The organism is uncultured Aliivibrio sp. (assembly GCF_946479765.1).
Taxonomy (GTDB): domain Bacteria; phylum Pseudomonadota; class Gammaproteobacteria; order Enterobacterales; family Vibrionaceae; genus Aliivibrio.
In genome coordinates, this window is sequence record NZ_CAMLHO010000006.1 from 1 (window position 1) to 11,842 (window position 11,842).

General features: G+C 38.0%; 12 protein-coding genes. 8 read left to right on the forward strand and 4 right to left on the reverse strand.

Annotation, left to right across the window (positions count from 1 at the left end):
• Positions 1-149: 149 nt before the first annotated feature.
• Positions 150-890, reverse strand: a complete 741-nt coding sequence (gene blaALI, locus Q1K78_RS04165; RefSeq protein WP_300174746.1) for an ALI family subclass B1 metallo-beta-lactamase — start codon at positions 888-890, stop codon at positions 150-152.
• A gap of 207 nt (positions 891-1,097) precedes the next feature.
• Between blaALI and Q1K78_RS04170 the strand changes: the two genes are divergently transcribed.
• The 7 genes from Q1K78_RS04170 (at position 1,098) to Q1K78_RS04200 (ending at position 6,010) form a co-directional block, all read left to right on the forward strand.
• The gene (locus tag Q1K78_RS04170; protein WP_300174747.1) at positions 1,098-1,730 is read left to right on the forward strand and encodes a hypothetical protein; all 633 of its coding nucleotides are present in this window, start codon (positions 1,098-1,100) and stop codon (positions 1,728-1,730) included.
• Complete coding sequence (locus Q1K78_RS04175; RefSeq protein ID WP_300174748.1) at positions 1,730-2,134, forward strand: DUF2000 domain-containing protein; 405 nt, start codon at positions 1,730-1,732, stop codon at positions 2,132-2,134. The genes Q1K78_RS04170 and Q1K78_RS04175 overlap by 1 nt, the downstream gene beginning before the upstream one ends.
• Positions 2,131-2,889: a formylglycine-generating enzyme family protein gene (locus tag Q1K78_RS04180; protein WP_300174749.1), complete on the forward strand. Its 759-nt coding sequence runs from the start codon at positions 2,131-2,133 to the stop codon at positions 2,887-2,889. Before Q1K78_RS04175 ends, Q1K78_RS04180 begins: the two co-directional genes overlap by 4 nt.
• A gap of 11 nt (positions 2,890-2,900) precedes the next feature.
• Positions 2,901-3,542 (forward strand): molybdopterin-dependent oxidoreductase, encoded by a 642-nt coding sequence (locus Q1K78_RS04185; protein WP_300174750.1) that lies wholly within the window; start codon positions 2,901-2,903, stop codon positions 3,540-3,542.
• A gap of 9 nt (positions 3,543-3,551) precedes the next feature.
• Positions 3,552-4,154 (forward strand): LysE family translocator, encoded by a 603-nt coding sequence (locus tag Q1K78_RS04190; protein WP_300174751.1) that lies wholly within the window; start codon positions 3,552-3,554, stop codon positions 4,152-4,154.
• Between the two features lie 14 nt (positions 4,155-4,168).
• Positions 4,169-4,978: an AraC family transcriptional regulator gene (locus Q1K78_RS04195; RefSeq protein ID WP_300174752.1), complete on the forward strand. Its 810-nt coding sequence runs from the start codon at positions 4,169-4,171 to the stop codon at positions 4,976-4,978.
• A 78-nt stretch (positions 4,979-5,056) separates the two neighbouring features.
• Positions 5,057-6,010: a DUF2860 domain-containing protein gene (locus Q1K78_RS04200; RefSeq protein WP_300174753.1), complete on the forward strand. Its 954-nt coding sequence runs from the start codon at positions 5,057-5,059 to the stop codon at positions 6,008-6,010.
• A gap of 54 nt (positions 6,011-6,064) precedes the next feature.
• Here Q1K78_RS04200 and Q1K78_RS04205 read toward each other — a convergent pair whose 3' ends face one another.
• Positions 6,065-7,984, reverse strand: a complete 1,920-nt coding sequence (locus Q1K78_RS04205; protein ID WP_300174754.1) for an alpha/beta fold hydrolase — start codon at positions 7,982-7,984, stop codon at positions 6,065-6,067.
• 183 nt (positions 7,985-8,167) lie between these two features.
• Here Q1K78_RS04205 and Q1K78_RS04210 point away from each other — a divergent pair, with 183 nt between their 5' ends.
• Positions 8,168-8,371, forward strand: a complete 204-nt coding sequence (locus tag Q1K78_RS04210; protein WP_300174755.1) for a hypothetical protein — start codon at positions 8,168-8,170, stop codon at positions 8,369-8,371.
• A 62-nt stretch (positions 8,372-8,433) separates the two neighbouring features.
• On the opposite strand, the gene Q1K78_RS04215 is transcribed toward Q1K78_RS04210, so the two are convergent.
• Entirely contained in the window at positions 8,434-10,311 is a 1,878-nt protein-coding gene (locus Q1K78_RS04215; protein WP_300174756.1) for a transporter, read from the reverse strand.
• Between the two features lie 117 nt (positions 10,312-10,428).
• Positions 10,429-11,823, reverse strand: a complete 1,395-nt coding sequence (locus Q1K78_RS04220; protein ID WP_300174758.1) for a glutamate decarboxylase — start codon at positions 11,821-11,823, stop codon at positions 10,429-10,431.
• Positions 11,824-11,842 lie beyond the last annotated feature (19 nt).

The following is an 11,842-nucleotide window of genomic DNA, read 5'->3' on the forward strand; positions in this document are numbered from 1 at the left end:
ACCATTGTAGTGAAAGATATCGTTAGTATAGTTCGGGCTAATTGAATTCACTCTAAGTATTGGAAAGTTCTATTCTTTACTGTCATCTAATCTAAAATATTTTTGAATACTTCATTAAGCATCGATAATCCTTTTTTATTTTTGTTTACTTATAGGCTCTCAGCAATATCGACAGTATGACTAATAATGTTTGTCCCTTCGCCAACGTTACCATGCCCGGGAACAACGAATCGAGTTTCAGGGTATTTAGTTAATACTTTCTGAGCTGAATCCGCCCATTCTTTCGTATCTGCATCACCCGTCCATCCAATCGTATTAACCTCATTTGCTCGCATTAAACAACCGCCAAGTAATACTTTTTCTTTGGGTAGCCATACAACAGAATTATCTTTAGTGTGACCCGCCCCCGGGTAGAAAACTTCAATCTTATTTTCTAACAGCACAAAATTATCACCTGAAAATTGATGATTAGTCGCTTTCTTGTTATCACCTTTCAAAAAATTGTTGGTTAATGCAGACGCGTAAGTCTCAAAGTGATGTTCTTGCAGGTATTCTAATCCACCAGTTTGATCTTCATGAAAATGAGAAAATACCGTTTTCTTTAATGTTAATCCTCTATTTTCAATCCACGTCATCAACTGAGGCATGTTCGACGCATTCCATGGCGTATCAATTAAATACGCATCCTTTCCATCAATATACACTAAAGAATTAGCATCGACCAAAATAGGTTTCTTTGGGCTCTGTAAGTTTTTAAATTCACGATACGATTTAACTAAAAACACATTATTCGTGATTTCTTCAAATTGAAGCGGTTTAACTGGCTCATCCGCAGCAGATACATTAAAGCCAATAACCGCACTCAATAGCGCTATAGTAAATTTAAACATGAATTCCATTCCTTTTTAAATATTGCTATAAATATACAATATTCCTCCGCTTTCAATTGTTAGTTAAGTGTAAAATCCAGCCTAACTCTACGTTAACGCATTGTTTGTTTTAATAGCCTTATTTTTGAAAAAAGCAATTTTGTACAAGAACCAATTCATGCCCTGCTTTACTCTAGTTACATAAATAAAAACAAGGATTGATACACAATGATGGATCAAAATTATTATTGGCTACGGGATAACAGTAATATTACGACAGTTGCCACTCTTGGCCCAAAAAGTTCAAGCAGTGAAGCCGCGGCTAATTACTATTCAAATTTACTCAATAGACCATTAAAGATCTTACTTTTCGATACTTTTGAAAAAGCTTCTGACTTCGTCGAAAATAATGACAATGTGGCATTACTTGTTGCGAACGCCTATAAAAAAGCAGATTATTTTTACATGAACCCAAGAACATTACTGTCAGGGTCATTCTTTTTTTCTCCTCCTAAATACTACCTTTGTTGTAGAAATCTTCATGAATTACAGCAAAAAATAAATAATAACGACACTATAAGCATCGATACTCATCACGCCCCTATTTCACGTCTTGATGGCTTAATCAAGACTGCGAGCCCAAGCCTAATAGATCTATCGAGCGCTAATTTAAATATCAAACTTTCATCTTCAACAAGTCAATCTGCTATCCATGTTTCTGAAGGTTTATCAGACTGTTGCCTTGTCAATTCAGATTCCATCAAACTCTATCAACTAGAAAAAATTTCAGCCCCTTTAACCATTCAAATGACTTGGGTGCTTTTTATAAAAAATAAACAACGTAAAAAGGAAGAAGTGTAATGGACAATCAAAAATGCGTGCTCGTGATAGATAAAGCCTTGCCACAAGGGCTAATTGCGAATACTGCGGCTGTTCTTACTTTATCGCTAGGTAAACTACACCCAGAACTAATCGGCGCAGACAACATCAATAATGATGGCGAAACTCATACAGGGATCACTTCAATTCCAATCCCTATTTTAGCCAGTTCATCTGGTTCAATTAAAGAAATAAGACGCTTTCTAAAAGATGAAGTCACCGTAGTCGACTTTTCAAACGTAGCTCAAAGTACTAAAAATTATCAAGATTATTCAGAAAAACTGGCTTCAACTAAAGCCGATGATATTGAATATCTTGGTATCGCAATTTATGGAGCAAAAAAAATAGTCAATAAATACACGGGGGATTTAGGATTAGTAAGATGAGTAGAATCAATAACATGACATTAGTTTCAGGGGATCCTTATGAGAGAGGTTCGAACTTAAGCCCTGATGAACAGCCTATATGTACAATTACTCTGGCACCTTTTTTTATAGATATACACCCTGTATTAAATAAAGATTTTAGAATTTTTATCGAACAAGGCGGTTATTCAGACCCTTCTTATTGGTCGCATAAAGGGTTTAACTTTATTACAGATAGCCAAATCACTGAACCATTATATTGGCATGATAAAAACTGGAATGGTGATAAAAAACCAGTCACTGGTATTAGTTGGTATGAAGCTGAAGCTTATGCAACCTTTGTAGGTAAAACACTTCCAACAGAGACTCAATGGGAATATGCCGCCAAAGGAAATGATACTCGTACTTACCCTTGGGGCAATGCAGAACCGACCTCTTCTATTGCTAACTTTGCACCTGATTGTGAACCCGAAGAGTTTGACAGAAAATCAACAGATTGGGATGCTCACCCCCAAAATCGGTCACCTTTTGGTTGCGTTGATATGGGGGGAAATCTCGCTGAATGGTGTTTAGATAATTACCTTCCAAATTATGCATGGGACACTAAAAACATCGATCCTATTTGTATATCAAATATTAATTTTGACCATGTTGTCAGAGGTGGTTCAGGCCTGCATGATGAAGATTATATGCGATGCTCAAGTAGAGATAATTACCCCCCAACGGTTAGAGATAATATTGTTGGTTTCCGCTGTGTTAAAAATTTAACGGATTAGTGAGTCGTATTATGGAAACAATTACGAAAACCCCTTTTATAGAGAAGAAACCCTCGTCATTACGCTATTACCAAGAAGGACCACCAGTAGAGTTTGATACTCAAAAATGGTCATTAAAAATCTTTTTGCCTAATGAAGCAACGCCAATTGAAATTGGTCTTGATGAATTAAAAAAAATTGCCCCAATAACAGAAAATCGTCGTGAAGTTTGTGTCTGTAACTGGAGTATTCGTCGTACTTGGACAGGAATTTTACTCTTAGATTTATTGAATTATCTTAAAATTGATAGTCCACAATACCGCTCTCATTTCTTGAAACAAATAAGCGTGGGTACGGAGAAAGGTCAATACGACTCTACCATCCCTTTTATCAACGCCATTGAAAACCGCACTATGCTTGTATGGGCAGTAGACAGCGAAGAACTGTCATTTGAAGAGGGCTATCCATTAAGACTAATTAATTTCTCTTTATATCGCTATAAAGGAGTTAAGTGTTTGTCTGAACTATACTTTACTAAAGAATTTAAAGCCGGATTCTGGGAAAAAAAAGCAGGCTACTGCAAAGAAGGACAAATTAAGGCAAAACGCTATCGTATTGTCGATTTACAAGAACACCGCTTCATTGAAGGACACAAAGAAGTAACCGAATTTTAAGGATAAATTATGACTCTATTTCTAGCGATGGCAACGTTTGCCTTTGTCACTTCACTGTCACCTGGACCGGTAAATATTCTTGCCACCATTACTGGTGCCAATCATGGGTACACGAGAACCATTCCACATATTTTTGGTGCAACTGTGGGGTTTGTGTCTATCCTTATCTTATTGGGATTAGGGCTCATACAAGCCTTTGATGATTCTCATACAGCAACACTCATCTTAAATTACCTTGGCAGTGCCTTTCTACTTTATTTGGCTTATAAAGTGGCAACAAGCGAAAGAACTGAACAAGATAAAAGTAAAAAAGACGATGCTCCAACCATGACCCAGGGCTTATTGTGTCAATGGTTAAATCCAAAAGCTTGGATTGTGTCTTTATCAGGTGTCACCGTTTTTTCTAGTAATGGTGTGATTCCTCTCGAAGACCTTGGGGCATTTAGTGTGATATTTTTTATCGTATGTTATTGCTGTATATCAACCTGGGCTCTATTAGGGTTAACTATAGGCAAATACCTTGAGCACCCTATTCATTATAAAATTTTTAATCGAATTATGGGGGCCTTACTTGCACTAACCGTAGTGTATGTTTTCTTTATATCAAAATAATAATGGACGTTACGTTGGCTAATTCAAATCCTCACTTTTTAAGATCATCAGTTCTTCCGTTTGAGTTACGTTATTCAGATAATTCAAACGCCTGCTACAAAAAGCACACCCATTCAGAATTCTCGATAGGAGTGGTTGATAGTGGGATCAGTGAGTATGTAAATCAAAATATAAAACAAACAATTCAACCAGGTTCTACTGTTATTGTAAACCCGGAAGAAGTGCATTCATGTAACCCACAAAAAGGCACAAACTGGAGCTATAAAATGCTGTATGTTGAGCCCAGTTGGTTGGCTAACCTTCAATCTAAAATATCTAATAAGAACAACAATAACTTTCAACCTATTCAGATGACACACAGCGATTGTCCTTTTCTATATCAAGGATTCCAATCACTAGCTCAAACCCTAATAGAAAATGAATCAGCGATTAAAGTGGAGCAAACCGCAATCAATTTTTTCGCTGAATTATTTTTAATTGATGCCAAAATACCTTCGATAGATATCATTTCTAAAAAAGCTGTTGATTGTGCTTATCAATATATTTCAGATAATTTTGATAAAAACATTTCAATTTCTGACATTGCCAATATCTCGGGTTTAAGTGATTTTTATCTTATCCATTCATTTAGAAAACAATATGGTATTACTCCCCATGCTTATCAAATTGTCATGCGCATCAATCGAGCAAAAGAATTATTAAAACAAGGAGATAATATTGCGTCTATTGCGACAGACCTTGGCTTTACTGATCAAAGTCATTTCCATCGAAATTTTAAGAAAATGGTCGCAGCAACACCAAAACAATATAAAAAAGACTTATAATTATTCATCATTGATAACTTTTACTATAACTGTTTCAATGGAGTCATTCACATTATAATAACCAAAGGATGATGACGAATGAACTTACGCTATTTACTTCTTACTACTTGCGTAATTAGTACGCCTGCGCTTTCGAAATTAGCAAATAAAGAAGGCATTAGTGGTGAAATTGCATTAACAACGGGGTTTGCATCTTCAACATCCAATTTTAATACTGACGGTGATGACACCATTACCTCAACAAATCAAAAAGCCTCTGCCGAAAACAGCTTCATGGCCTTTCCTCTTGGTAATATTGCCTATACGTTTGGCCAAGAGTTAAATCAACAAGTTCACGTTGGTACAACACGTCAAGATGTGGCAACAGGTACGGTTGTTCTTGAAGTCGGTTATAAATATCAATTTAAATCAAGAATGGCGATTGATGTTTCTATTCTGCCAACCATTATGTCGAGCAATACATGGGCTGACCCATATTTGGTCGGTTCTGCACGTACAGAAACGGATGCCTCAGGAAACGCATTTCGTTTTAAAGTCGATAATATTGCAGGTTCAAACTTTACCATTGATACCGCTTATGCCACCAAAGATATCAAAAACGATGAGGTCGAAGACATACTAAAAAGAGACGCCGATACTCTCTACTTAAAGGGTCAATATCGTTTACCATTAAGTCGCACTTCTTTCGTCCTACCTTCTGTTATTTACCAATCGTCATCTGCAGACGGAGAAGCGAGCTCTTACGATCAATACGGCGCTGAGCTGAGCTTTTTCAAATTAATGCAAAGGCATAAGTTAGTAGTAACCGCAGGGTACAACCAACAAAACTTCAGCGCAGACAATCCTATTTATAATAAAACTCGTAAAGACAATAAGTTAAGCCTATTTGCCGCTTACGAATACACTAAATTCATGAATTCGAAAGATTGGTCATTCATCTCTTTTGCGGGTTACAGCTCAACCGATTCAAACATTACTTTTTATGACGAATCAGAATACATTGTTACTGTCGGTCTAAACTATAAATTCTAATACCATTAACAACATAAAGCCCTGTTTAAGATTATGCCGCAGGGCTTTTTACCATCAATAATAACGATAATCACTGGTATAAAAATCCAGTAGTTTATTAATCGCAATATCTCGATAACTGTCTTTCTCAATTAACATATCGTGATAAGCCCCTGCGACTTGTTCTAAATGGCTTGTATCGCATTTCTCATGAAACTCAGATTGCGCCACGTTACTCACCACAAGATCTTCCCCTGCTTGAAGGATCAGTATTGGGATTTTTACTTTATGTGCATTCGCAATGCATTTCTTACCCGCCCTAATAGATTCAGTGATCCAATGGGTACTTGGTCCACCTAATCTTAGGTTTGGCTTCTCTAAAAACAAATCAAGAAATAGTTTATAGCGCGCCTCACTGTGAGTTAAGACATTATCTTGATATTGAACTTCTTTAAAATGACTTTGGCCTAACGCATAGTTTGGTTTACTCGCTAACACATCAAGTAAATTTAACGTTTGTTTTTTAAAGCCATGCGCCCTGCCCGAAATGTACACACCAAACATAGGAGAGGTTGCTGCTGATGCCTTTACTGGATGATCGAAGGTTGATAAATATTGAGTCATTACCGCAGCGCCCATCGAGTGAGAAAGCATAAAACACTCGCCCTCTAAATTTGGTCGCACGACCTTCTCCATAAAAATATAAAGATCCATAACATAATCATGAAAATCATCCACGTGACCTAATTCATGATCTTGTGTCATTCGTCCAGACTCACCTTGACCACGGTGATCATAAGCGTAGATATTAAAATACTGACTTAATTCAAGAATCGCTTCTTTATATTTCCAATAGCTTTCATTACGACCATTCACAATAACTAACGTTTGCTTTTTATCATTAGGGTTAACATTAATCCATTTTAATGGAATACGTTCTACACCTAAGACTTCACCGAGCTTTTTGTTATTCCAAATAGCATCAATTTGCTCATTGTATTCTTGCTGTTTCTCTCCATCCGTAAAATGCTCTTCACGAGTTTTCACTAAAAAACGTTCTTGTGATAAATGCGCTAAATTCAGCTTTGGTGCTATTGTTTCAAGAAATAGCTTACCTACGTCTTTACCATGATGATAATCGGCGTCCAATTGTTTTTTTGTACTACCAAGTACTTTAGATTGAAGACTTCTATTCGGTGATATTTCATAAATAATGACATCATCTGGTGGATTCGCTAAAAATGCTTGAGTCTTACGATAATTATCTTCGTGAATAATCAGCATTGCGGCCATATGATCTAACGTATTATTCTTTGTCATCTTAGCAAGAGAAATTAACCAGTCATGATTTTCTTTAAAATCAACAGGTACTGTGCGAATAACAACAATATGACGAAAACCTCTATCATACGCGGCTTGCACTGGAATAGGCATTGTTAAGCCACCATCAAGCCAACGTTTATCATCCATAATTACAGGCTGTTTATGTAGAGCAGGGATAGCACAAGAGGCGCGGAGGATGTCTTTCCAATTACTGGTAGAAAGATCGAAGTATTTGGTTTCAAAATTGGTTGCATGAGCCGCAACGGCAAGCACTTGTTTAGTATTGAGATGTTCTTCTCCAACTTTCCAATTAAGAGGAATATCGAATTCTGTTTTATCAATTAACCAATCTAAGTCCATCCCTTCGCCAGTCAATAAGAAGCGGGATAATTTGAAAAAATCAGGACTGCGAGTAACTTGATCGATAATTCGATAAGCGTGTCCTTTATGACCACAAATATAAGACGCTAAATTAAGCGATCCGGCAGAGGTTCCAATCAATAAATCAAATGGGTTAAAGTTCGCTTGCAAGAAGCTATCAAGCACACCAGCAGTAAACACGCCTCTTTGGCCGCCACCTTCAGTAACTAACGCAATTTTATCGACATCTCTTTTAGCGAAACGAAAAACATCAAAACTGTTTTTACTAATCGAATAATGTTCACCCATCATATTTGACCATTTTTGATAGAGTAATTATGTCTATATTATGGCATATCACTATAAAATCAGGGAAAATAAATGCCCTTTCAATAAATAACGATTCAATTCCCCCTCACTAACAAAGAAACCTTCTTCATAACTCGATATTTGCGATCTACCTATGCTATGGTTCTTTTAGTAATAAGGAGTCCAATGAACGACTATGAGCTTTTCATCAAAGTAAATGATGCGATTTTACTTAAGTTTGATGTGTTTAAACCGTGGGAAAAAACGTTACTTTTAAGTATTCAAAATCAATTAATGGAGCGATTTCCGATTTCGGAACCACAGCGAAAACTACTCACTAAAGTACTTGAGAAAAAAAGACCAAAGAAAAAGAAAAAAAGATCAATATAAAAGCCATAATGATAAGTATCACTATGGCTTTTTTGTTTAACGCTTATAATATTTATTACATTCTAATACAAGACCATTGTCAGATAACCTAAGACCAGTACTATCATTGAGGTTAATGCGTAAGGAACCGGATAGCCTACCGCTGGCATATCGCTTTGACATTCATCCTGAGCACCTTTCATTGCAGGGGTACTATTACGACCACCAGCACAAGCACCCGCTAGGATCGCAGGATTCATCTTTCGGAAATACAAACCATAAATCCAAGCCAATAATGGGGGAAGTAAAGCTGCAACTAAACCTAAACCTGCAATTTTAATTACCACAATACCTTGGAATGAAGCCAAGATTTTTGGCCCTACCGTTGCTGCTAATACCGCAACAAACAAGCTCAAACCAATATCTTGTAAGAAGCTACGAGCCCCCTCACTCATAGGGCCGCCAAATGCTGGATTACGAGTACGTAGGAATGAGAATATAATCCCCGTCAACATACAGCCCGCAGAGGTTCCTAATGCAAATGGGATCCCACCTAAAGTGACACTAAAATGACCACATACATAACCTATCAATAAAGAAAGCGCTAAGTAGAAGGTTTCTGTCAATGTACTCTCAACAATAGGATTACTATTCAATTTTTTCGCGGCCTGTTTAACACACCAATCAGAGCCTGCGACACGGATAACATCACCTACTTCAACCACCGTTTGAGGTAGCATAGGAAGTTGATGTCCTTGTCTAAACACCGCTTTCATGTAGATACCAAAACCAACTTCTTTACTCATTTCTTCGATGGTTTTGCCTGTGTAGGCTGATTTACCTAAATGAATATCGGCAACTTCTATATCGACATTACGCGCTCTAGGCTCATCAACTTCTACACCGACAGTTGATTCTCCACCTTCTATTAATACATGGTAATCACCTCGAACCCCGATGATATCTCCAAGTTGAAGTTGTGGGTTATCTGCCGCATCGAATACGTCATCACCACGAACCACTTTAAGGATTGCAGCATGAGGATAACGATGGAATAACGCGTCGACATCTTGTCCAACTAATTCTTGGTGATCAACTCTGTACGCTCGAATATCTAAAGGAAGAACTCCTAAATTTGAGAAACCATTGGTACTAGGTAATGCCTCTGTATCACCTCCGGCACCAAAATCAGCTTCAGCATCTTTACCCGCTTTCACCGGGTCAATACCAGACATCGCAGGTAGGTATTTAATAAGTAAAATAATGAAGACACTAGAAAGAATATAACTAATGGCATAACCCGCGGCTATGTTGGCACTGATTTGATCGAGAGTCATTCCTGCGGGTGCTTTAACGGCACCAGAATCAATGGCGGATTGAGCAACCCCCATCACCGCAGTTACCGTATAGCTACCAGATATAATCCCAGCAGCATAACCCGGAGCTAAATCCAATAATTTAGCACCAAAGAAAACGATAATAAAATTACTGAATACAACAATTAAGCCAATAACGACAAAGTCTAACCCACCTCTTGCTAAGCCAGAGAAAAACTGTGGCCCTACTTTCATACCGATGGCATACATGAACATCATTAAGAAGATATCAGACACCAAACCCGGCGCATCGATATGTAAGCCATAAACAGAGAACGCGGTTAATGCGATACCGACACCAACAACCAATGTACCTGCCGTTGAGCCTAAATTAATACCTTTAATTGTTACTTTTCCTAAAGGATAACCAATGGCAATACTTAAGAAAAGAAACACAAAAGGATTGTGAGCGATATAAGTAAACAAAAAGCCAAACAATCCAGAAGCTTCATGCTGCGCTAACGCTTCAACAGATTCGGCAGCCATAAGGCGACTAGAAAATAGAAAAAGTGATAGAGTAAGTAATAAAGTTCGGCGTTGAGACTTAATCCAATGAAAGGCATGGTTCAATTGATCCATATTCATAATTATTTCCCATATAGAATAAAGATGAAGCAGGCTTCTATTATCAATCTAGATAAAAATAAGATTTATAGAAACCCATTAGAACGAAAATGGGCCGTAAAAACGGCCCAAGAAACATTAACCGTGATTAAAGCCTGAAGATTCAACTTCATCACTGCCATGAGAGATTGGGTGCTTGTCGAAAAACTCGATGCAATGTTTTAAATCAGCAACCAGCAGATCAGCTTGATCTCGACTAAAGCCATGACGAACCAAAATACGCATGATAACTAAGTCTTCACGTTTTGGTGGCATTGCATACGCCGCAATTTGCCAACCACGAGAACGAATTCGATCCGACAGATCAAATAAGTTAAACCCTGGGTTCACGCCTTCTTTTAGCGACCAACTCATTGCAGGAATACCACCTTTGCCATCATAAATAATGTCAAACATTCCCATTTTCTCGATTTCAGCTGAAAGATAAACCGCCGTGTCGTAACACGCTTGGTGGATCTTACGATACCCTTCTTTACCTAGACGCAAGAAATTATAGTATTGCGCTACAATTTGGCCGCCAGGACGAGAGAAGTTCAACGCAAAGGTAGGCATGTTGCCACCTAAGTAGTTCACGTTGAAAATAAGATCTTCGTGCAATGCAGACGCATCACGCCATATTACCCAACCCACACCTAATGGACTCAAACCAAATTTATGGCCTGACGCATTGATTGATTTCACACGAGGTAAACGGAAATCCCACTCTAACTCAGGATCACAGAATGGGGCTAAGAAACCACCACTCGCCGCATCAATGTGCATTGGAATATCTAAACCCGTTTCTTCTTGTAATTTATCTAACGCTTCATGCACCGCTTTTACAGGTTCATACTGACAAGTAAATGTCACACCTAATGTTGGAACAACACCAATGGTATTTTCATCACAGCGTTTAATCACCTCTTCCGGTGTCATGATTAAGCGATCGCCTTCCATTGGGATCTCACGTAATTCAATGTCCCAATAACGCGCAAATTTATGCCAGCACACTTGAACAGGACCACAAATCATATTTGGTTTGTCTGTTGGTTTTCCCAACTTTTTCATTTTTTCACGCCAAGCCCATTTTAGCGCCATTCCGCCTAGCATTGCGGCTTCACTTGACCCTGTAGTAGAACAACCTAACGTATTTTCTGCATCTGGTGAGTTCCACAAATCAGCCAACATATGCACACAACGCGCTTCAAGCTCTGCTGTTTGAGGGTATTCATCCTTATCGATCATGTTTTTATCGATGCATTCGTCCATTAGTTTATGAACTTCATCTTCAACCCAAGTTTGGCAAAACGTAGCTAAGTTCTGTCGAGAATTACCATCCATCATGAGCTCATCATGAACGACTTGGTAGGCATGACGGGGGTCATGTTCTTGTTCAGGCATTTTGTATTTTGGCATAGACAACGAAAGGTCAGCTGACGAATAAACATCATCAAGAAGATCATCTCTGACTGTATCTTTAGAGTGAAGTGGCATACGTTTTAGCTCCATTAAA